The organism is Pelistega indica (assembly GCF_000506865.1).
Classification (GTDB): Bacteria; Pseudomonadota; Gammaproteobacteria; order Burkholderiales; family Burkholderiaceae_B; genus Taylorella; species Taylorella indica.
The window spans coordinates 23305-45033 of the sequence record NZ_AYSV01000088.1; the positions used below are offsets into that span (position 1 = coordinate 23305).

A 21729-nucleotide genomic window follows, 5' to 3' on the forward strand; every position below is an offset into this window, starting at 1 on the left:
CGTTTTTTACCGACCCTCATAATTTTAAATCAATAATATATGGCAACCGTTTCCAGTAGTCTTCTTCAAGTTGTGCTTCTCTTAGCAGCAACTGTTATTGCTGTACCCCTTTTTAAACGTTTAGGTCTAGGCTCTGTGCTGGGGTATCTAATTGCAGGGATTGCCATCGGTCCTTATGGATTACAACTCTTTTCGAATATTAGTACGATTTTTCATATCTCCGAACTTGGCGTAGTCATGTTTCTATTCATTATAGGTCTAGAGATGAAGCCATCTTACCTATGGGCACTACGTAAACAAATCTTTGTTGTAGGTGGATTACAAGTGCTTACAGGAGGAACATTATTAACGTTTGTTGGCATTGGATTTGGCGCCAATTGGCAGGTGGCTTTTGTCTGTGCTGCTGGCTTTGTCCTCACTTCTACCGCCATGGTAACCTCTATTATTCGTGAAAGAAATGAGCTGAATACACCAAGTGGTCAAAAGATTATTAGCATCTTATTATTCCAAGACCTAATGATTGTTCCTCTATTATTCGTGATTTCTCAACTATCACCTACCAAGATAAAAAGCACGGTGCCTTTATGGGAAAGTATTGGGATTGGTATTGCCTGTATTGCCATCCTTATCGTTTCCGGCTTATGGCTTCTCAATCCCTTATTTAAAAAACTTGCTCGTTACCAAGCACGTGACATTATGACCGCTGCGGCTTTATTGGTGGTACTAGGGTCAGGTATGTTACTAGAATTTGCTGGTTTATCTATGGCAATGGGAGCCTTTTTGGCAGGTGTCTTATTGTCTGAATCTAGTTTTAGACATCAATTAGAAGCAGATATTGAACCGTTTAGAGGTTTATTACTCGGCTTATTTTTTGTTAGTATAGGCATGTCGCTCAACCTAAACTTGGTCCAAAAATATTGGTATTTATTACTAACAGGTGTGTTAGCACTTATGTTTACTAATATGTTGGTTGTTTACTCAATCGCTCGCCTAACAAAATCATCTCATAAAGAAGCATTTAATCGAGCCTTTATTATGAACCAAGGAGGGGAATTTGCATTTGTACTTTATACCTCTGCCCTATCTTTTGGCATTATTAACGACCAAGAAAATGGATTAATGACGGCTGCTATCGTGATATCCATGGCATTTACGCCTATTTTCTTAAGACTTAAAACGTGGATTTTTGATAAAAAAGCCCCCAAACAGACTCAAGAAACACCGACCATTGATGAACAGCATGAGATTATTTTAGTTGGTGTAGGACGTTTTGGGCAAATTATTCGACAAATGCTTTGGACATCAGGGTATCAAAGAACCACTATTATTGATATAGACCAAGACTTAATCAATAGCCTTGCCCATTTTGGTGTGAAAACTTATTTTGGTGATGCGACACGACCTGAGCTTCTACGAATTGCAGGAATTGAAAAAGCACGTCTTTTGATCGTTGCTATCAACAACCCACAACATACTAATGCAATTGTCGCCTTTGCTAAGTCAGTCAATCCTAACCTTAAAATTGTAGCTCGTTCCTATGACAGAATTCACACTTATCATTTATATAATCTAGGTGTAGAAAAAATTGTCAGAGAAACATTTGATAGTGCAGTACTAAGTGGGCAACATGCACTAGAATTGTTGGGAACGGAGCTTGAAACAGCGCAGGAAATTAGCCAACTCTACAGTAAACTAAATCGACAAGGCATGAAAGCAACTGCTGCGTTATATGACTCCAGCATTAAAATGTTTAATAATAAAGCACTGAATGCAGAAGCCAAAGCACAAGAACAAAAAATGTTTGAAGCCATCCAGGAGCTTATTGCTAGTAAAAAATTGCTCAAAGAAGAAAACGAGGACTAGTCATTTTTTTCAGGCATTAAGGCATTTTGATCTAATAAATTTAACTGGTCAATTTCTACCAAGTTTTGGTGAATTTTTCTAACATGCACAAGAGTAGACATCAGCTCTAAGAAACTATGGTTATCAATAAGTTGCTCTCTTAAATGGCGTAAACTATCTTCTTGTAGTTTAAGTAATAAATCTTGCTCTTGTCGCAATAAATTATCAAATTTCACTTCTACTGATCGAGTCTGATACCCATCTGCATTAGCCCAAATAAAATGTTGTATGAGCAAAAACACATACTCTCTAATACTCATATAACTCTCTGACAATCGCTGCTGAATGACTGTTGATAATATTAATCCATCAGAAGTACTTGGAGATACAGACAAATTCTGAGCCATATTTTTTTTGTGCTTTTTTTTGCTTCTTTGCCGATATCAACAATTAATGATCCTAAAACATTCAATTGGAATAAATGATCTTCATCGCGAGGGTTATTCGTTTGCAATTGACTCGTAAAATATACTATCTGTGCATACAACTCTTTTACCTGAGTATCATAAAAAGCTTTAGCATCAGCAACTAATAACTGCTGATCTGTTAACGTGGAAACTTGAGGATTATCAAACTGATAAACTGTATCAGGTTTAATATAAAAAGCATGGCAAAGCTCCTCAATACAAACTCTCATTAAATGTTGGGTTTCCAAATGCACAGCTCGAACAGCTGAGTCTCCAGAACATAACATATTAGGGGTCAAATATTTAGCTTTGATCGATGTAAATTCTTTCCCGATGCGACTAGAAGGTTCTTTTTTCTCAGGTAACCATTGATATAACATTTCTGATAAACGAGACTGTATCGGCCAAAATAATGAGACCCCTAGCACATTAAATAGGGTATGAAATAAAGCCAATTGCAACAAAGAATTCATAGAAAACTCAGCGGCAATTGCTTTTACCACACTCACAAGTGGAATCCAAATCATCAATGCCAACAAGGCAGTAACAATATTGAACAGTACATGTACAATCGCCAAACGTTTACCATCTCTAGAGCTTTCCAATATTCCAACAAATGCTGTCACCACACTACTCCCTACATTAGAGCCAAGAGCAATAGCAAACGATTGATCTACATTGATTTGTCCTGCACTTAAAGAGGCTAACGTCAAAATCAACGCTGCATGTGTGGATTGTAAAAGAATCGTAATGATAAAACCAATTAAGCTAAAGGTAAGAATATTGAGTAAACCATCTGTCTGAACTCGGCTAAAGTCCATATCATTACCTAGCGTTCCAAAGCCTTTTTGCAGTGTCTCAATCCCAATAAAGATTAAAGCTATCCCAATAAAAACCCTGCCAATAGATTTTGTTTTACCTTTAAAAAAACTCGCTAATACACCTAATACAAAAATAGGTGTTGCAAAAACACTTAAGCTAATATTTTTACCTAATAAGGCTAATAACCAGATACCACTTGTAGCGCCTAAATTAGTTCCTAAAATAATACTGATACCACCTGCTAGCGTAATTAAACCAGTACCCAAAAAGGCTATCGTTAGCAAAGACACAAGTGTGCTTGATTGCAAAATAAATGTAGAGAACATCCCGAATAGCAATCCTTTAAATGGAGTTTTCGTACCACTTGCCATTAGGCGCTCTACTGTCCCTCCCGTACCAGCTTGCAAACCATCCTCAATACATTGCATACCAAATAAAAACAGTGCAATACCATAACTTAATTGAGCAAATGCATGACTATGCCCAAATCCAACTACCGTAGTGATAAGACATAGCACCATCACTAAATATTTAATAATAGTTTGAGTTTTCGGTGTGAAGACTTGCATAAGGTTTATACAGTTAATTGGGAAAGATATCTAATCGCTAAGAATAGCATAAACGCTAAGAATAAACGTAAAAAAGCCACTTATATTCAATAAGTGGCTTTAACTTGGCTGCCCCAACTGGGTTCGAACCAGTGACCTGCGGATTAACAGTCCGTCGCTCTACCGACTGAGCTATGGGGCAAAATTCTATTGTTTTTGATGCTGGCTGCCCCAACTGGGTTCGAACCAGTGACCTGCGGATTAACAGTCCGTCGCTCTACCGACTGAGCTATGGGGCAACATCAAGAATGTAATTATGACAAAGTTTATTTAGTAATGCAAGAAATTATCAAGTATTCACGAATTTATTTTTATTTCGTCTTATAAATGCAACTAATAACTCTTGCATGTCTCATCACCATAAACCTCTCATCACATACTATGTAATCCTTATCGTTACACAAGAACTTATTCCTCGTTCTCCAATAATTTCCTACACTCTTCAAGATAACTCTGTTCAGTAGGATGCAGACTAGGATATTGTAGTTTGAGTGACTTTAGCGCCTGTAATACGGCATCAGCAACTACAATACGGGCATAAGGCTTACTATTACCAGGAATAACATACCAAGGAGCATATTCTGTCGCTGTATGTTTAATGGTTTCTTCATAAGCATGCATATAGTCATTCCAAAACTTACGTTCATATAAGTCATTTTTATCAAATTTCCAATTTTTATCAGGATCTTCAATTCTCGCAAGTAAACGCGATTTTTGCTCCTCTTTAGAAATATGCAGATAAAATTTTAATACCACTACACCATTACGACTAATATGTTTTTCAAAGTCTTTAATAGATTCTAAGCGTTCATCCCAAATATGCTTTGTGACTAATTTTTTAGGAATCGGCTCACTCTCAAGAATATCTGGGTGTACTCTCGCTATCAGAGTTTCCTCATAATAAGAACGATTAAAAACGCCAATATTCCCTCTTTCAGGCAAATCACAAGTTGTACGCCATAAGAAATCATGCGATAACTCTTTATAACTTGGTCGCTTAAATGAGAAAACCTCTATGCCTTGCGGGTTCACACCAGAAAGAATATTTTTAATAGTTGAGTCTTTGCCTGCCGCATCCATTGCTTGAAAGACGAGTAGCAATGACCATTTGTTATCCGCATATAAAACCATTTGTTGCTTAGCAATTTGCTTAACAATATCCTCTAAGATTTCAGCGGCTTCTTTCTCATCTACATCAAACCCTGGTGATACTGGGCACTCGGAAAGGTCAAATTTTTTGCCATTCTCAACACGATATTTAGCAGAAATATTTTCTTGATAAATATCAGACTTGTTTTTTATCGTAAGAAGAGTTCTTTTTCCTTTTGATCAGAATCTTTATTATTTTTGTCTTTACTATCTTTAGATGCTTTATCTTTGTGATTTTTATCTTTTAAATTCTTCTTTTTTAGAAGATTTAGTAGGGTTTACCGCTAATAGAACATCATCTTCAGCGTAGTGTTGATGCTTTTTATGAGAATCTTTTTTAGATTTTTTCTTATCAGATTTATCTTTGCTCATGGTAGTTATCCTTAACTCTGTTAATCGTTTCTATAACATACCACAGAATGAGCTTTTAAGCGTTACAAAAAACAATCCGTATCAACTTTGGATATGGTGATAAGCAAGATTAGAGGAGAACGCAAATCTATCCAAACCGATACGGATTGTAGTGTCTGAATCACATAAGAGGCAAGATGATTCAGACAGTGCTTGGGGTGAAGTCAAGCTAACCCAAGCAGACATTGGAGGAGCTCTAGACCCTAAAGGTGGACCTAAATACTGTTTAGGAAAAATTTGACTATATTGTGCTAATACATCTGATAAGAAACTGCTATCTATCAATGCAAGAGGATTGTAACCCCATCCAGAGGCCATACCCATATGATTGATAGAAAAGAAGGCACACGTATAAACATCAGCCTTATCACTTGCCACAATCCCCTCTAAATCGGAAGACGTAGCATTAGTTAAATCCTGATTGGTAGAATTATCATTAAGATTAATCCATGTATAGGCTTTATGCCCACTTGGCAAACAAATCTCAAGACGAATTTGTTCATCATGAGAATTTTGGCTTGGCATAAAGCCAATCGGCACTAAGCTTCGAACTGAAAAAAGTACAAGCATAGCCCACAGCATAAAATGCTGCTGTTTAGGACTTAATTGAAACTTATACTTTATAGAATGCACTGTAATACTCAAAAACTTAGTTTTCGTTGAATTAGAGATATATTACCAAACTTTTACATAAAAACTAATGATAAAAATCAAATTCATTTTTTTAATTAAAAAAGACCTGATGGATACCATCAGGTCTTGACACTTTATAAGTATTACCTTAATAAAATGGCATATACATCTTAGCCGTGAAAATTACACAGCGGCTTCACGTGCTGCACGTTTACGCTCATGCTCAAGTAAATAACGCTTACGTAGACGAATGCTCTTAGGGGTTACTTCTACTAATTCATCGTCATCAATAAACTCAACCGCATATTCAAGTGTTAATTTGATAGGTGGAACTAAACGAACAGCCTCATCAGTACCTGACGCACGGATATTAGTTAATTGTTTACCTTTAATTGGGTTAACGACTAAGTCATTATCACGGCTATGGATACCAATAATCATTCCTTCATAAAGTGGTTCACCTGGCGATACAAACATACGACCACGATCTTGTAGTTTCCAAAGAGCATATGCCACCGCATCACCATTATCTTGGCTAATAAGCACTCCGTTGCGACGCTCACCAATACTACCTTCACGGACTGGTGCATAATCATCAAAAATATGGCTCATTAAACCTGTACCACGTGTCATTGATAAGAAATCACCAGAAAAACCAATTAAACCACGTGCTGGAATACGGTACTCTAAACGGGTACGACCACGACCATCAGATTCCATATTAAGCAATTCGCCTTTACGACGACCTAACTCTTCCATCACGCCACCTTGGTGCTCGTCCTCAACGTCAATAGTTAACAATTCCATTGGTTCACAACGAACACCATCAATTTCTTTAAATACAACTCGTGGACGTGATACGGCTAATTCATACCCTTCACGGCGCATATTCTCAATTAAAATTGTTAGGTGTAATTCACCTCGACCATTCACTTCAAATACAGTATCATCATCAGTATCTTTTACACGTAAAGCCACGTTTGATTTTAATTCAAGATTTAAACGATCACGGATTTGGCGACTAGTTACGTATTTACCTTCACGTCCTGCTAATGGTGAAGTATTTACCATAAAGTTCATTGTTAAGGTTGGTTCATCAATCTTAAGCATTGGTAATGCTTCAGGAGTGGCTGGGTCACAAATTGTACAACCAATTCCAATCTCCTCAATACCATTAATCAATACAATGTCCCCTGCTTCTGCAGAATCAACAAGCTCTCGGTCTAATCCTTTGAATTTTAAGACTTGATTAATGCGGCCTTTAATTGGTTCTCCTTCTGGGCCAAACTTCACAATAACATCTTGACCTGGACGTACACGGCCACGATTAACACGACCTACACCAATTTTACCGACATAGCTGTTGTAGTCTAAAGAAATAATTTGTAATTGCAATGGCGCGTCTGCATTATCATTACGTTGTGGCACGTATTTTAAGACAGTATCAAATAAAGGACGCATATCTCCGCTACGAACGTCTTCAGTTAACCCAGCGAAACCATTTAAACCAGAAGCATAAACGATTGGGAAATCTAATTGTTCTTCTGTAGCACCTAATTTATCAAATAAATCAAATGTGGTATTCACTACATAATCTGGACGAGCACCAGGGCGATCAATTTTATTCACCACTACGATAGGCTTTAAACCTAGAGCTAATGCTTTTTTAGTCACAAAACGAGTTTGAGGCATAGGCCCCTCAACTGAGTCCACTAACAGTAATACACCATCAACCATCGATAGCACACGTTCTACTTCACCACCAAAGTCTGCGTGTCCTGGGGTATCCACAATATTAATATGTGTACCCTCATACTCTACGGCACAGTTTTTAGAAAGAATAGTAATACCACGCTCTTTTTCAATATCATTAGAGTCCATCACACGTTCAGCAACGTGTTGATTTTCACGGAAAGTACCTGATTGGCGAAGTAATTGGTCAACCAATGTTGTTTTACCATGGTCAACGTGGGCAATAATAGCAATGTTGCGGAGCGCACGGCTCATAATATTTCCTTTGTACGTAATTTTTCCGGTAATAAGTCCGGAGGTAAATCATTTAACGATAACAATATACGTTGAGGTTCTTCCAATGCTTGAAACGCCTCCAATGTAATCGCATCACTTAATTTAAATGGTCCGACTGAGGTTCTTCTCAACGCACGCAAATGTGCAAAACAACCTAAGGCACGACCTATATCCTGTGCAAGGGTACGAATATAAGTACCTTTGCTGCAAAAAATATCTAATACCACTTCTTTCTCAGAAAAAGTCACTATAGATATGTCATATATAACAACTTTTCGGGGCGCTCTTTCTAACTCAATGCCTTGACGAGCATACTCATAGAGTGGTTTACCATCTCGCTTTAAAGCAGAATACATAGGGGGTATCTGCTCTATTTCACCTACAAACTGAGGAATAATAGTATTTAACTGCTCTTTCGTAATTCCTGTAAAAGTTGAACAGTGTTGTACAACCTCTCCAGTTAAGTCTCCTGAGTCAGTTTCACTTCCTAAAGTCAATGTGGCTCTATAGCTTTTATCTACATTAAGCATTGCACCACAAATTTTAGTCGCTTTACCAAAGCAACAAATTAAGAGACCTGTAGCAAACGGATCTAAGGTTCCAGTATGACCTGCTTTTTTTGCATCAAGTTTACGACGAGCTCGTTGAAGTGCAAAATTACTTGATCCACCCTCTGGTTTATCAAGTAATAGAACGCCATCAATATCTTGTCCTTTTCTTTTCCCCATACTACGTTGACACCTTAGTCTAGTCTAAGCATAAAATAGTTAGCCTCGAATTTTAGGGGGTTCAAAATTGGGAATATCACCCTCATCAGGAAAATCTTCTGGATGATTAGCACGATCAATCAGTCTACTCATCTCAATCCCATGTGCTAATTGATTATCATGATGAAAATGTAGGGTAGGTACAGTATGAATGTGCAACATTTTGAATAGCAATGAATGTAAATATCCTGCTTTTTCATTTAGTGCAGCAGTTGCTTCCTCAGGCTCTGCACCTAATACCGTAAAAAAGACTTTTGCATGGGCATAGTCCGGACTTAACTCTACTCCAGTCAGTGTAATTAACCCTGAGCGAGTTCCTAGCTCCCGTTGAATTAATTGGGCTAAATCTTTTTGAATTTGGTCAGCTAGTCGAATATTACGACTAGCTGGTGCTTTATTTTTATGTCGACTCATAACTTATCTATAAAGTACGGGCAATTTCACGAATTTCGAAGACTTCGAATTGGTCACCAATTTCAATATCATTTTGACCACGTAAAGAAATACCACAATCAAAGCCTGATTTGACTTCTTTAGCATCGTCTTTGAAACGTTTTAGTGAATCTAAAGATCCCGTCCAGATGACAACATTGTTACGTAATTGACGAACTTGAGCATCACGACGTACAAGTCCTTCTAGAACCATACATCCCGCAACGGTACCAATACGAGAAATACGATAAACCTCTCGCACATCTACTAAACCAATAATTTCTTCGCGTTTTTCTGGCGCTAACATGCCAGATAAAGCACTCTTCACTTCATCTACAGCATCATAAATAATATTATAGTAGCGAATATCAATACCATTGTGCTCTGCCAATTTCTTAGCATTTTGGTCGGCACGTACATTAAACCCAATAATAACTGCTTGAGAGGCAATCGCTAAGTTCACATCACTCTCTGAAATACCACCTACGGCTGCATGCACAACTTGTACACGCACCTCATCACCGGAAAGTTTCAATAAGGATTGAGCCAATGCTTCTTGAGAACCTTGTACATCGGTTTTGATAATCAAAGAAAGTGTTTTCACACCATCTGTCGCCGTACCATTTAGAATATTTTCTAAATTCTGTGCTTGTTGTTTAGCCAATTTCACATCACGGAATTTACCTTGACGGAACAAAGCGATTTCACGTGCTTTACGCTCATCTAGCAGAACTTGAACCTCATCACCAGCGGCAGGTACTTCTGTTAAACCTTGAATTTCAACTGGATACGAAGGACCTGCTTGATCAATATTGCGACCATGTTCATCTTGCATGGCACGAACACGACCAAAAGTAGCTCCTGCCAGTAATGCATCACCACGTTTTAAAGTACCACTTTGAACAAGAATTGTCGCTACTGGACCACGTCCTTTATCTAGACGTGCCTCAATCACAATTCCCTTGGCCGGGGCATCAACAGGCGCTTTTAGCTCAAGAATTTCAGCCTGTAATAATACATTTTCAAGTAAATCATCAATACCTTGGCCTGTTTTAGCTGAGACAGGAACGAATGGTACATCGCCACCATATTCCTCAGGAACAACCTCTTCTGCAACTAACTCTTGTTTGACACGTTCAGGGTTTGCTTCTGGTTTATCAATTTTGTTAATGGCAACTACAAGAGGCACTCCAGCTGCTTTGGCATGATGAATCGCCTCACGTGTTTGTGGCATAACACCGTCATCAGCTGCTACTACAAGAATAACAATATCAGTTGCCTTGGCACCACGTGCACGCATAGCCGTAAAGGCCTCATGTCCTGGCGTATCAAGGAATGTGACTACACCACCTTCTGTTTGTACTCGATAAGCACCAATATGTTGGGTAATACCACCTGCTTCCCCTGAAGCAACTTTAGCACGACGAATATAGTCTAAAAGTGATGTTTTACCATGGTCAACGTGTCCCATCACAGTAACAACTGGCGCACGTGGCAATGCTTCACTCTCTTGGACTGTGCCTTCATCGGCTAAGAAGGCTTCTGGGTCATCCAGTTTTGCTTGAACAGCTGTATGACCAAACTCTTCAACCACAATCATGGCTGTGTCTTGATCTAATACTTGGTTAATAGTCACCATCTGACCTAGCATCATCAATTTCTTGATAACTTCAGTCGCTTTAACAGACATCTTGTGTGCTAAGTCCGCCACAGTAATCGTTTCTGGCACATGAATTTCACGTGCAATAAATTCAATTACCTGTGGTTGTTGGCGTTGTTCTTGTTGCTGTTTATTTTTGTTTTTATTGCGACTACCACCTGCTCTCCAGCCGTCCTCATCACCACCTAAGCCATGACTACGTTTGTCATTATTGGCTGATTTTTTACTGCTACGAGCGCCATCATTCCAGTTCTTTTCAACATCCGTATTTTTCTTAGCTGATGCTTTAACATCTTTTTTGCCTAATTTTTTAGTTACGCCATCTGGATTAATCGCCTCAATAGGCTCTGCCTTAACAGTACGAGCTGGTTTACGTAATAAATCACGGATAGCAGCAGCCTCATGCTCAACTTTTTGACGAGCATTTTCACGATCAGCTGAAGAGTGCTGTGGTTTGTTGCTAGTTGATGATTTGTTATTTTGTTCGAATTTTGGTTTATCCGATTTTGGCTTATTAAATTGATTTTTATGCTCAGGCTTACGCTCTTGTCTATAACCAGATGTTTTATTTTCTGATTTAGCTGTTTGTGAGTTGGGCTTACGAGCCTGAGTATCATCAGCCACTTTAGCGCTTGTTTCTTTAACTGATTCTTTATTAGCATCAACTTTTGGAGCTTCTTTACTATCTTGTTTGGATGTTTCTGCCTTTGTCGGTTCTTGCTTTGGTGATTCAGTCTTTGATACATCAGCAACTGATGCGTTCTCTGTTTCTGCTATTGCCGCTACTTTTCCAGTAGATGCCATTACAGGTGCTGTTGACTCCTGTTCATTCACAATTGTCTCTGCTGCCTTAGTAGCAACATTAGTTTTTTCTATAGCAACTTGTTTTTTCAGCCTCAACCACTGCTGAAGGTGGTTCAGCAGTAACTTTTGCTTCTTCTTTTTGAGCAGCAGCTTTAATTTGCTCTTTTGTAATTTCGGGAGAAACAACTACTCGTTTTTTGCGTACTTCTACCTGAACTTTTGATCCGTCAGCTTGACGAATTTCAGAGACTTTTTTACGCGTTAACGTAATTTTTTTCTTCTCTTTACTTTCACCGTGATCATTTTTAAGCATTTTATAGAGTTTCGCTTTATCTTCTTCCGTCACAACATCATCTGCCGACTTAATCTTTGAGCCAGCAAGACGTAGTTGCTCAAGCAATACGTCTGTGGATAGTTTAATTTCTTCAGCAAACTGTGAAACAGTGGTATTTGGCATTCGGTTCTCTTTTCTAACAACTAAAATAATTTATATAACTAATGAGTACATCTTACTCAAACCAATGAGCTCTGGCTTCGAGAATAATTTGTCCTGCATCATCTTCTGAAATAGACAATAACTCTGCCAGTTCATCACTTGCTAACTCAGCAAGATCATCTCTGGTTTTAATATTGGCTGCTACTAACTTAGCAATTTTCTCAGCATCTAAGCCTTTTAAGCCCACTAAGTCTTGAGCACTTTCAACAGCTTCTTCACGTGCAATAGCCTCTGTTAATAAAGCCGCACGTGCACGACTACGCAATTCAGCTACTAAATCCTCATCAAAGCCCTCAATGTCGAGTAACTCTTGTTCTGGAACATAAGCAACTTCTTCTAAGCCACTAAAGCCCTCTTCAATCAAAATAGATGCCACTTCTTCATCAACATCTAATTTTTCTTCGAACAATTTCAATAATTTTGAGTCTTCTTCGGCTTTACGATTTTTGCTTTCTTCTGGCGTCATGATATTAATTTGCCAGCCTGTTAACTCAGAGGCTAGACGTACATTTTGACCTCTAGTACCAATAGCTTTAGCTAGATTCTCATCATCAACGACAACATCCATCGTCTTTTTATCTTCTTCTACAACAATAGACTCTACTTGTGCAGGTGCTAACGCTGAAATAACAAACTCCGCAGGAACATCAGACCAAAGAACGATATCCACTTGTTCGCCACCTAACTCATTACGAACAGCACTTACACGTGAACCACGCATACCCACGCAAGTACCAATAGGGTCAATACGTTTATCATAAGCAACTACAGCAATTTTGGCACGAATACCGGGGTCACGAGCAGCCGCTTTAATTTCAAGCAAGCCTTGTTCAATTTCTGGTACTTCATTTTCAAATAATTCACGAATAAATTCAGGCGCAGTACGAGAAAGAATTACTTGTTGTCCACGTAAATTATGATCAACGGTTTCTACCCATGCGCGCACTCTATCACCTGTACGTAGATTCTCTTTTGGAATCATTGATGCACGAGGTAAACGAGCCTCAATTTTACCGATTTCAACAATCGCATCACCTTTATCCATGCGTTTAATCGTGCCAGAGACGATACTATCACCACGCTCCAAGAATTCATTTAATACTTGCTCACGCTCAGCATCACGAATGCGTTGTAAGATAGCTTGTTTTGCCACTTGTGCACCGATGCGTCCAAAATCCTCGATTTCTAGCTCTTCTTCAATGTATTCACCAACTTGAATACCCGGTTTGATTTCTTGCGCATCAGACAATAACTCTTGGCGCTCAGGCTCTTGTAAACCAGCCTCATCAGGAACAACTAACCAACGACGCACCCCAGTGTGGGCACCTGTCTGACGATTAATTGTTACAACAATGTCCACATCTTCTTTAAAACGCTTCTTCATTGCTGATGCTAATGCACCCTCTAAAGCCGTAAATACGATATCTGCTGGTACGTTTTTTTCGTGCGCTAATGCATCAACAAAATGGAGGATCTCACGACTCATTTCTTTTTACCTTTGAAATCTAATACAGGATCAAGCTTAGCTTTATCAACATCTTCATAAGCAAACTCAATCACTTTGGTTTCGTTCTTTTTTTCTTCAAACGTTAAATTAAACACATTTGCTTGCCCTTCTTTAAGGGATAAAATCCCATTAAATACCTTGCGATTATCAATGGGTGTATGCAATTTAACTTCTATTTTTTCTCCTGCAAATCGTTGAAAATCTGCAAGATGACGAAGTGGACGATCCACACCTGGCGATCCCACTTCTAAGCGTTTGTAGTCGATATTCTCAACTTCATAAACACGTGATAATAATCGCGACACTTGTTCGCAATCCTCAATATTGACTCCACCCTCTTTGTCTATCGTAATTCTCAATAGACCAAGAGCAGCTCTTTCCACATCAATTAGTTCAACACCAAGACCAGCAATTGCTTGCTCAGTTAATGTATATAAATCAGCCATAAAAATATTAAAAAAAAATGGGCTGAACAGCCCATCATTTTAAAAATGAGGTGAATGAATCACCTATCAAAGCACTTCAAAATTTCGCAACACTCTTTTGCAATGCAAAATTTTAATTTCTGGTAAATTGTACCCGAAATTTCTTTTATTTTCAAGCAATAAGCAAAATTCTCTATTAATGTGTTGGCATTCTTTGACACCCAACTACATTCAAAGAGGCAGCCAAGTATATTTAAAAATTACCTCATTTTTTTAGGTCGAGGCGACAAAAAGCCCAACTGAGACTCATGTGCATTTTGTCCCTTGGGTTGCCAATCATCTCTTGTACGAGAAGATTTTTTACCCCCTAAATAAGAGGAACGGGATGTTTTATTAGCTTTTTTAGCGGTACGCACACCATCTGTTGTTCTATCGTAGGTAGTAGAATTACCAGACAAACCACCTCTTCTTGTGCGAGACCCATTTCGCAATGGTTGACCACTACGACGAGTATAGACACTAAATTCTGATGCTACATCAACAGCATTTTCATACCCCGGAGGCATGGCATTATCGTGAGAAATACGACGAGGGGCGCGACCAACCCTTTTCCCTTTACCTGATTTTTCTTCGGTATCAACTGGTCTATTCAAACCTAGTTGCTCCATTAAGGCTAATACAATAGTCGCATCTAATTCCTCCCAACGTCCACGGCGAAGATTGCGAGGAAGTGATATATCACCAAAACGCGAACGAATCAGACGACTCACTAGCAAACCAACAGCCTCAAACATGCGACGGACTTCACGATTTCTACCCTCATTAATCGTTACTCTATACCAACGATTACTACCTTCACCACCAATAAAGTCCAGACAACCAAATGCCGCCATACCATCATCTAACTGAATACCTTGCAATAATTGTTGACGTTGCTCTTCAGTCATTTCACCCAAAACACGTACCGCATATTCACGTTCGCTACCGTAACGTGGATGCATTAAACGATTGGCTAAATCACCAGAAGTTGTAAAAATCAATAAGCCTTCGGTATTCAGGTCTAAACGCCCTACGGAAACCCATTTACCTGTTTTCATTTTAGGTAACCGTGAAAAAACAGTCGCCCTATTCTCTGGATCATCCATCGTAACAATTTCACCAGCAGGTTTATGATAAAGAATAACTCGAGGAGGACGATTTGCTTTAGGGCGAGCCACTAGACGTCCATTGACACGAACAACATCCTCAAGACTTACGCGCTGTCCAATATGAGCTGGCTCACCATTGACGGAAACACGGCCTTGCAAAATCAATTCTTCCATATCACGACGTGAACCCACACCAGCATCTGCCAACACCTTGTGTAATTTAGGCATCACTTGATCAGAGCCTAAGAATTTACCTAAGCGCTTTTCTAATGGGTCATGTTTTTTATCAAGATAAGAAAAAACTTGATTTTGTTCCTTTTCGGAAACTTCTTCGGCTAACAATAAATCAGCATTACTAATACTGTCGTCTTCAAATGAAGGGATAGTATCACTACTAAATTTATCTTTTTTACGGCTAGTTTTGCGAGGTGTTTTTCTTGTTCTAGCTGGTTTTTCTTCACTTGTCTCAACAGCGACTGATGCTTCTTGTGAAGATAATTTTCTGGAGGATCGAGGTGCTCGTTTAGGTTTACTAACTACTTCCGCTTGCTCAACAGAGACTATCTCTGTATTCAATTCTGCTATCACGCTTTCATTATCTGTATTTTTATCAGCAGGATTAACCCGACGTCGTCTGAACGGCGTGCGTAATTTACGCCCTTTTTTGCCTATTTGCTCTGTTTGCGTCTGGTCATTAGCGACACTTTCAATATTTGACGTTTCTTCGTTTTCGTCCATCATTCTCTACCGCCTCAAAATGAATTGAGGTCTTTGTTTGTTAGTCCAAGAAATTCTTGTTATCTTGATTGTCGTCATCATCAATAGGTTGCGTGGATTCATCATTCTTTAATGAATCATTTTCACCTTCTCTAGCAGTATTTTCACTAGCATCACCAGTAGGCTCAAGCGTTGGCTCTTTTACCATATCAGATATCACTTCGCCTTCTGTTGTGTCAGCCTCCTGTTCTTCATGGGGCAAAGACAATTGAGGTGATTGCTCTTGTAGTAATTGGGCTAACGTTGGATCATTTGAGAGCATATCTGGATTAGTTTCAAGCTCTGGCAATTGTGCCAAAGATTTTAATCCCATATCATCAAGAAAATGCTTTGTTGTCCCAAATAATGCAGGTCGGCCTGGTCCCTCTCGATGACCAATAACCTCAATCCAATCCCTATCTTCCAAGGTTTTTATAATCTGTGAAGAAACAGAAACACCACGAATATCCTCAATATCCCCTCTAGTAACAGGTTGACGCCAAGCAATAATTGCTAAGGTTTCCATTACAGCGCGTGAATATTTAGGAGGTTTTTCAGGATTTAGACGTTCAAGATACTTTTGCATATCTGGGCGACTTTGAAAACGCCACCCACTTGCAAGTTCCACTAATTCTAACCCTTTATTTTCCCATTGGCTCTGTAAATTTAATAATTGTTGTTTTATAGCATCATTTGAGACCGCATCCACCTCAGCAAAAAGCTTTGCTAACTCTGCCACTTTCATTGGCTCATTAGCACATAAAAGTGCTGTTTCAATGACTTTAGAGATTAAATCCTCTTCCATATTGGTCTCTTTTTAAAAATTTTCATAAAACACTTGCATAAAGTATATCATTAATTATATAATAATTCTTTCTGACGCGAGGTGGAGCAGTCTGGCAGCTCGTCGGGCTCATAACCCGAAGGTCGTAGGTTCAAATCCTGCCCTCGCAACCATCGTTAAATATTGTTGATTAGTTAGCAATTTACTAGCAGATGTCCAAATATGGGCATATACTCTACAATAAGTGATGGTACAGCTCCAAGATATTCTAAAAAGCAGGTCTGATTTTATCAGTCCTGCTTTTTATTTTGTCTGGCTACTTATCACTGTACTTTATAAAGCTTCTCAATATAGTCGCTCAAAAAGACTTGTTGATTGCTGATCACCTCTTATATTCTCCCGTAACTTGATAAGTCGTCTACGGGAGATAAACAAAATTGCATTAAAAACCAATCTTCATTAACTTAGAAAAATACTACCTATTTTTTACGATTTTCAATATCTTTTAGAGCTAAATCAATCAAATCAGCACCAATGCGATCTTTCCATTTAGCAAAAACAGGCTGCGTTGCTTTAACAAAAGCTTGATACTCTTCTGCTGTTAGTGAGACTACTTCTACTCCTTGACCTTGAATATCTTTAATTAAACCATCATCACCTGGTGAAATTCCTTTGCGAGCAATAGCAATCTCTTGTTTACCAGCATCAATAGCCGCTTGACGGACAATTTCACGATCTTCTTTAGACCAAGAATTCCATACCTCTTTATTAACCACAAAAACTAAAGGATCATTTACATAATTCCAAAGTGTTAAATATTTTTGACCCACATTATAAAGTTTAGAGCCATTATAAATAGCCAGTGGGTTTTCTTGTCCATCAACCGCTTTACTTGCTAAAGCTGGTTGAGCATCTGCCCAGCTCATTTGCACTGGATTAGCACCTAATGCCGTAAAGGTATCCATAAACAATGGTGAACCTACCACTCGTAATTTTAATCCTTTTAAATCTTCTGGTTTACGAATCGCTTGTTTAGAATTACTCACTTGACGATAACCATTTTCACCCCATGCAAGAGGAATCACACCTGCTTTTTCAATTCGTTCAAAGATCTTTTTACCAACCTCTCCCTGCGTTAAAGCATCCACTGCTGCATAATCAGGCATTAAAAAAGGCATTGAAAACAAATTTAACTCTTTAATCTGTGGTGACCAGTTAATTGTCGAACCAACAGCCACATCAATAATACCTTGTCGAATAGCCGGAAACTCTCGTGTTTGATCTCCTTGTACAAGTGAAGTACCCGGATAAATCTTGAATTTAATGCGACCTTGTGTACGTTCACTGACTAAGTTAGACCAAATTTCAGTAGCTTGCCCCCATGGAAAAGTCGTATTTACCACTAATGATAATTTATATTCATCCTTATATTTACCTTCAGCATGAACTATTGGTGATAGTGCCACCATACCCATCATTAATGTAGCACCTAAGCATAATTGTTTAACTATTTTTCTCATGTTATCTCCTTAACTATTTAAATATCTTGGTAATGCTGTCACTAAATCTGGAAAAATCACTAATAACAATAAAGCGACACACATTCCTCCTAACATCCACAATACCCAACGAACAGTACTCTCAATAGGCACTTTCGCAATACGACATGACACCATTAAATTGACAGCTAAAGGGGGAGTAAATTGACCAATCGCCACCATCATGGTTAACAGCACCCCAAACCATACTAGATCCCACTGAAAATGCTCTGCTATTGGCAATAAGATAGGAACAAAAATTAAGAAAATTGAAATCCCATCCAAGAACATACCAAAAATTATCAATAGCAAAATAAGTAATAACAAAACGGTATACTCTCCCAATCCTGAATTCACCACAAATTTTGTAATAGGATCGATAATACTTAAGGTTGATAATGCCCAAGCAAAAATTCCAGCAATCGTCACCACAAATAGAATAACAGCTGATAACTCTGCCGAGTCACGTAAAATAATCAATAAGTCTTTGAATGTAATCGTACGATAAATCACCATACCAATAAAAAGACCATAAAACACAGCAACAACAGCTGCCTCTGTCGGTGTAAACCAACCTAAACGCATGCCACTTAAGAGTAAGGCAGGTGCTGTTAATCCCCAAAATGCTCGCACAAAACTAGGCCAAATAGCGGGACGTTCAATATCCTTTTCCAAAAGCCCCATCTTGTATTTACGAGAAAGATAAATCGCAGGAATAATAATTGATATGCCCGCTAATAAGCCTGGTATTGCTCCCGCAACAAATAAATCTAATACAGATGCTTGCGGAACTAAAATAGCATAGATAATAAACGCTACCGACGGTGGAATTAAAATATCCGTTGCAGCACCAGCAGCGACTACTGAAGCAGAAAATTCTGGCTTATACCCCGCCTTAGTCATAGCACCAATCATCACACCACCAACCGCTGCTGCACTCGCTGGCCCTGATCCCGAGATACCACCCATAAACATAGCTACTAATACTGAAACCATTGGTAGCATTCCTGGCCCTCGCCCAATAACAGCTGTCGCAAAATTAACAATACGCAGTGCCACACCTGAACGCTCAAAAATTGTGCCTAATAGAACAAACATAGGAATAGCTAACAAAGGATATTTAGAAAGTCCTGCATAAAAACTTTGAGGAACACTCATCAATCCAAACCATGTTGTATCTAAATTATTAAAGACAATCGCCACAATACCTGAAACACCTAAAGCAATGGCAACGGGCACACCAATGATGAGAAAAATAGCAAATAAAATAAATAACAAGGCAGCAATCATGCATCACCTCGTTTTAACGCAACTAACATTACCCACCACTGCCGAAGTAATCTGAAAGTAATTAATGTTGATAATATAGGTAAAAAAATAGAATACCACCATGTTGGTATACCGATGGCAGGAGAGACATCTCCATATTCCATCTCATCCAAACAAAGTTTGGCTAGTAATACAGTAAATAAGATAAAGAATAACAGGCAAATTGTTCCTGATAAAAAATCAAGTACCTGACGTGTCTTTGTAGTAGCTCGATTTAATAAAAGCTCAATACGGATATGTTGGTAACGTACAAAAGCCGAACTAGTTCCCAACATAGTAACTAGGATTAATAAAAAAATTGAGATCTCTTCGGTCCACGCAAATGATTGTGTAGAAAAATAACGTACTAATACGTTACCCATAGTAATGCAGGCTAATGCTGCTAATAAAATGACTTGTAGTGTATCCTCAAGCACTAACCACTTCTTTTGTTCAAACATCAAAAATCCAATACTCTATGTAGACGTATTACTACGTCTTGCTACAATCAAGAAATACAAAACTTTTGTGCATAGTCAATTCAGTAGTGGTAATACTGTGGCTATTCTTGACCTTGTGAGTCAATATAAAGATCGCCGTTGAAACTATCGCTACATTGCAACATATTACTCTGAATTATCTGTTCGTAAAACCAAGGTAAACCCTTAAAATACTTCCGATATATCATATTAAAATCAATTATTTCGTATAATTGTTCAGTTGTACTTTATTAAATGTGAATGTATATGAGAAAAATTGCTGCCAGCAAATTTCCTTCCATGACCTCCTTGCGTTGTTTTGAAACCGCGGCTCGTCACTTAAGCTTTACTCATGCAGCAAAAGAACTTTATATGACACAAAGTGCTGTAGGTAAACAAGTTGCTTTATTAGAAAGCATTCTAGACTGCAATTTATTTATACGTCACAAACAGCGTCTTGAGCTCACACCTATAGGCGAAAGATTTTTTCATGATACACAAGATGCCTTAAATAAGGTTGAGGAATCAGTATTAAATGTTCTGGCTCATAGTCATGCCATTGCTACCTTAAAAATTGTCTCTCATCCTACCTTCTGTGCTAGATGGTTAATTCCTGCTTTAAAAGGTTTTAGCAAAGCTAATCCTAATATCCACCTTGATGTACACGATCAAGTTGGTGATTTTATTCATACCGATGCCAGTGAGCTTGATGTGGGTTTTTTGCATGGGCATGGTGTATGGCCCGGCATGGCAAGTATTAAATTATTTGATAGTCATTTTGTCGCCGTCTGTACGCCCGAACTCAATCCATTACCAATGTCTGATCCAAATTGCATTGATAGTGTCACACTTATACAATCTCGTATCCGTCCACATGGTTGGCTTGACTATTTTGCCTCAGCTAATATGTCTTGGGAAGGTGTCTTTGCTGGACCTCGCTTTGATTCTTTTTATGACGTAGTTCATGCAGCTATTTCAGGATGTGGAGTAGCTCTTGTTCCTGATATTTTTGTCAAAGAAGAATTACAAACGGGCAAACTGAAACTTGCTTGGTCACATATGTTGGAACGAAATGGTGCTTATTATATGGTACATCCATCTAATAAGTCAGATGTACCTCATGTCAAAACACTTATTGAATGGATTAAACAACGATTTTAAGGCATTGTCCTGCGTGATAAAGGGCAATACCAGTGTCATAAAGCGTCGCTCTCATCTTTCTGAAAGAAATAATGCTTTCCTCTATCGTTTTAAATGGCAACGGTAAAACACTTCTATCATCTGTATGTAAATAATCTGCAAATGCTTTGCCTAACATTGTCCCTGTCGTAATACCCCGACCATTAAATGCGGTAGCAGCTACAACCCCTGGCGCTGGCTCAAAAATACGCATAATATGATCTGTAGTAAAACCAAAGCGACCACACCAACGATATTGCCACTTGATCTGATCCATATACTCAGGAAAATATTTTTTTAGCATAGTATTAGCCCAAGCCACATACAAACTTTCTTTATTTTCAGACAAACCAACTGTACCTAATAACAAGCGATTATCTTTATCTCGTCGAATACTAGAAAGGGCTAATCGAGTATCCCAAGAACCATTTCGATAAGGCAAAATTTTATCTGAAGCGTCACCTACTAAAGGCTCCAGAAGCCTGA

Annotated in this window: 20 protein-coding genes and 3 tRNA genes; 3 read left to right on the forward strand and 20 right to left on the reverse strand. The window is 38.5% G+C overall.

Features of this window, described 5'->3' with window-relative positions:
• Window positions 1–39: 39 nt before the first annotated feature.
• The gene (locus tag V757_RS22460) at window positions 40–1863 is read left to right on the forward strand and encodes a monovalent cation:proton antiporter-2 (CPA2) family protein (protein WP_023951367.1); all 1824 of its coding nucleotides are present in this window, start codon (window positions 40–42) and stop codon (window positions 1861–1863) included.
• Here V757_RS22460 and V757_RS22465 read toward each other — a convergent pair.
• The 16 genes from V757_RS22465 to scpB form a co-directional block, all read right to left on the reverse strand.
• Complete coding sequence (locus V757_RS22465) at window positions 1860–2237, reverse strand: hypothetical protein (protein WP_147628865.1); 378 nt, start codon at window positions 2235–2237, stop codon at window positions 1860–1862. The two genes, V757_RS22460 and V757_RS22465, sit on opposite strands and share 4 nt — an antisense overlap.
• On the reverse strand, window positions 2204–3700 hold the full coding sequence (locus V757_RS22470; protein ID WP_052019343.1) for a Na/Pi cotransporter family protein: 1497 nt from the start codon (window positions 3698–3700) through the stop codon (window positions 2204–2206). Before V757_RS22470 ends, V757_RS22465 begins: the two co-directional genes overlap by 34 nt.
• 105 nt (window positions 3701–3805) lie before the next feature.
• Window positions 3806–3881, reverse strand: a tRNA-Asn gene (locus tag V757_RS22475).
• Window positions 3882–3902: 21 nt separating this feature from the next.
• Window positions 3903–3978, reverse strand: a tRNA-Asn gene (locus V757_RS22480).
• A gap of 169 nt (window positions 3979–4147) precedes the next feature.
• Window positions 4148–5041, reverse strand: coding sequence for a polyphosphate kinase 2 family protein (locus V757_RS22485; protein ID WP_081710679.1), 894 nt, complete (start codon window positions 5039–5041; stop codon window positions 4148–4150).
• Between the two features lie 84 nt (window positions 5042–5125).
• Window positions 5126–5260, reverse strand: a complete 135-nt coding sequence (locus tag V757_RS29610; RefSeq protein ID WP_023951371.1) for a hypothetical protein — start codon at window positions 5258–5260, stop codon at window positions 5126–5128.
• 81 nt (window positions 5261–5341) lie between these two features.
• Window positions 5342–5881 carry a hypothetical protein gene (locus tag V757_RS22490; protein ID WP_023951373.1) on the reverse strand — a complete coding sequence of 180 codons (540 nt, stop codon included), beginning with the start codon at window positions 5879–5881 and terminating at the stop codon, window positions 5342–5344.
• A 234-nt stretch (window positions 5882–6115) separates the two neighbouring features.
• Complete coding sequence (typA, locus tag V757_RS22495) at window positions 6116–7939, reverse strand: translational GTPase TypA (protein WP_023951376.1); 1824 nt, start codon at window positions 7937–7939, stop codon at window positions 6116–6118.
• On the reverse strand, window positions 7936–8688 hold the full coding sequence (truB, locus tag V757_RS22500; protein WP_023951378.1) for a tRNA pseudouridine(55) synthase TruB: 753 nt from the start codon (window positions 8686–8688) through the stop codon (window positions 7936–7938). The genes typA and truB overlap by 4 nt, the downstream gene beginning before the upstream one ends.
• Before the next feature lie 39 nt (window positions 8689–8727).
• Entirely contained in the window at window positions 8728–9141 is a 414-nt protein-coding gene (rbfA, locus tag V757_RS22505) for a 30S ribosome-binding factor RbfA (RefSeq protein ID WP_023951380.1), read from the reverse strand.
• A 7-nt stretch (window positions 9142–9148) separates the two neighbouring features.
• Window positions 9149–11719 (reverse strand): translation initiation factor IF-2, encoded by a 2571-nt coding sequence (infB, locus tag V757_RS0114325; protein ID WP_390621560.1) that lies wholly within the window; start codon window positions 11717–11719, stop codon window positions 9149–9151.
• Window positions 11682–12080: a translation initiation factor IF-2 N-terminal domain-containing protein gene (locus V757_RS27585; RefSeq protein ID WP_031274652.1), complete on the reverse strand. Its 399-nt coding sequence runs from the start codon at window positions 12078–12080 to the stop codon at window positions 11682–11684. The genes infB and V757_RS27585 overlap by 38 nt, the downstream gene beginning before the upstream one ends.
• 52 nt (window positions 12081–12132) lie before the next feature.
• Window positions 12133–13605, reverse strand: a complete 1473-nt coding sequence (nusA, locus tag V757_RS22510) for a transcription termination factor NusA (protein ID WP_023951382.1) — start codon at window positions 13603–13605, stop codon at window positions 12133–12135.
• Entirely contained in the window at window positions 13602–14072 is a 471-nt protein-coding gene (gene rimP, locus V757_RS22515; RefSeq protein WP_023951384.1) for a ribosome maturation factor RimP, read from the reverse strand. Before rimP ends, nusA begins: the two co-directional genes overlap by 4 nt.
• A gap of 239 nt (window positions 14073–14311) precedes the next feature.
• A complete protein-coding gene (gene rluB / locus V757_RS22520) occupies window positions 14312–15940 on the reverse strand; it encodes a 23S rRNA pseudouridine(2605) synthase RluB (RefSeq protein WP_023951386.1) in 1629 nt (542 codons plus the stop codon).
• Window positions 15941–15977: 37 nt separating this feature from the next.
• Window positions 15978–16760 carry an SMC-Scp complex subunit ScpB gene (gene scpB / locus V757_RS22525; protein WP_023951388.1) on the reverse strand — a complete coding sequence of 261 codons (783 nt, stop codon included), beginning with the start codon at window positions 16758–16760 and terminating at the stop codon, window positions 15978–15980.
• 75 nt (window positions 16761–16835) lie between these two features.
• On the opposite strand from scpB, the gene V757_RS22530 reads away from it, so the two are divergent.
• Window positions 16836–16912: transfer RNA gene (locus V757_RS22530), tRNA-Met, on the forward strand.
• Window positions 16913–17218: 306 nt separating this feature from the next.
• Here the strand turns inward: V757_RS22530 and V757_RS22535 are convergent.
• Genes V757_RS22535 through V757_RS22545 form a run of 3 tightly spaced genes read right to left on the reverse strand, consistent with a single transcriptional unit; the run spans window position 17219 to window position 20046 of the window.
• Window positions 17219–18217, reverse strand: a complete 999-nt coding sequence (locus V757_RS22535) for a DctP family TRAP transporter solute-binding subunit (RefSeq protein ID WP_036694517.1) — start codon at window positions 18215–18217, stop codon at window positions 17219–17221.
• Between the two features lie 51 nt (window positions 18218–18268).
• Window positions 18269–19567: a TRAP transporter large permease gene (locus tag V757_RS22540; protein WP_023951392.1), complete on the reverse strand. Its 1299-nt coding sequence runs from the start codon at window positions 19565–19567 to the stop codon at window positions 18269–18271.
• A complete protein-coding gene (locus V757_RS22545; RefSeq protein WP_023951394.1) occupies window positions 19564–20046 on the reverse strand; it encodes a TRAP transporter small permease in 483 nt (160 codons plus the stop codon). The genes V757_RS22540 and V757_RS22545 overlap by 4 nt, the downstream gene beginning before the upstream one ends.
• A 285-nt stretch (window positions 20047–20331) precedes the next feature.
• Between V757_RS22545 and V757_RS22550 the strand changes: the two genes are divergently transcribed.
• The gene (locus tag V757_RS22550; protein ID WP_023951396.1) at window positions 20332–21225 is read left to right on the forward strand and encodes a LysR substrate-binding domain-containing protein; all 894 of its coding nucleotides are present in this window, start codon (window positions 20332–20334) and stop codon (window positions 21223–21225) included.
• Here the strand turns inward: V757_RS22550 and V757_RS22555 are convergent.
• Window positions 21209–21729: FAD-dependent oxidoreductase (locus V757_RS22555; RefSeq protein ID WP_023951398.1), on the reverse strand; the 521-nt coding region annotated here is incomplete at its 5' end. The genes V757_RS22550 and V757_RS22555 overlap by 17 nt on opposite strands.

Bases quoted from the DNA above. Each gene is read 5' to 3' on its own strand.
- V757_RS22490 (WP_023951373.1), bottom strand. From the start codon at position 5,881: ATGCTGTGGGCTATGCTTGTACTTTTTTCAGTTCGAAGCTTAGTGCCG.
- V757_RS29610 (WP_023951371.1), bottom strand. From the start codon at position 5,260: ATGAGCAAAGATAAATCTGATAAGAAAAAATCTAAAAAAGATTCTCAT.
- V757_RS22470 (WP_052019343.1), bottom strand. From the start codon at position 3,700: ATGCAAGTCTTCACACCGAAAACTCAAACTATTATTAAATATTTAGTG.
- V757_RS22545 (WP_023951394.1), bottom strand. From the start codon at position 20,046: ATGTTTGAACAAAAGAAGTGGTTAGTGCTTGAGGATACACTACAAGTC.
- typA (WP_023951376.1), bottom strand. From the start codon at position 7,939: ATGAGCCGTGCGCTCCGCAACATTGCTATTATTGCCCACGTTGACCAT.
- rbfA (WP_023951380.1), bottom strand. From the start codon at position 9,141: ATGAGTCGACATAAAAATAAAGCACCAGCTAGTCGTAATATTCGACTA.
- rimP (WP_023951384.1), bottom strand. From the start codon at position 14,072: ATGGCTGATTTATATACATTAACTGAGCAAGCAATTGCTGGTCTTGGT.
- nusA (WP_023951382.1), bottom strand. From the start codon at position 13,605: ATGAGTCGTGAGATCCTCCATTTTGTTGATGCATTAGCGCACGAAAAA.
- rluB (WP_023951386.1), bottom strand. From the start codon at position 15,940: ATGATGGACGAAAACGAAGAAACGTCAAATATTGAAAGTGTCGCTAAT.
- V757_RS22540 (WP_023951392.1), bottom strand. From the start codon at position 19,567: ATGATTGCTGCCTTGTTATTTATTTTATTTGCTATTTTTCTCATCATT.
- scpB (WP_023951388.1), bottom strand. From the start codon at position 16,760: ATGGAAGAGGATTTAATCTCTAAAGTCATTGAAACAGCACTTTTATGT.
- V757_RS22460 (WP_023951367.1), top strand. From the start codon at position 40: ATGGCAACCGTTTCCAGTAGTCTTCTTCAAGTTGTGCTTCTCTTAGCA.
- V757_RS22535 (WP_036694517.1), bottom strand. From the start codon at position 18,217: ATGATGGGTATGGTGGCACTATCACCAATAGTTCATGCTGAAGGTAAA.
- V757_RS27585 (WP_031274652.1), bottom strand. From the start codon at position 12,080: ATGCCAAATACCACTGTTTCACAGTTTGCTGAAGAAATTAAACTATCC.
- V757_RS22550 (WP_023951396.1), top strand. From the start codon at position 20,332: ATGAGAAAAATTGCTGCCAGCAAATTTCCTTCCATGACCTCCTTGCGT.
- truB (WP_023951378.1), bottom strand. From the start codon at position 8,688: ATGGGGAAAAGAAAAGGACAAGATATTGATGGCGTTCTATTACTTGAT.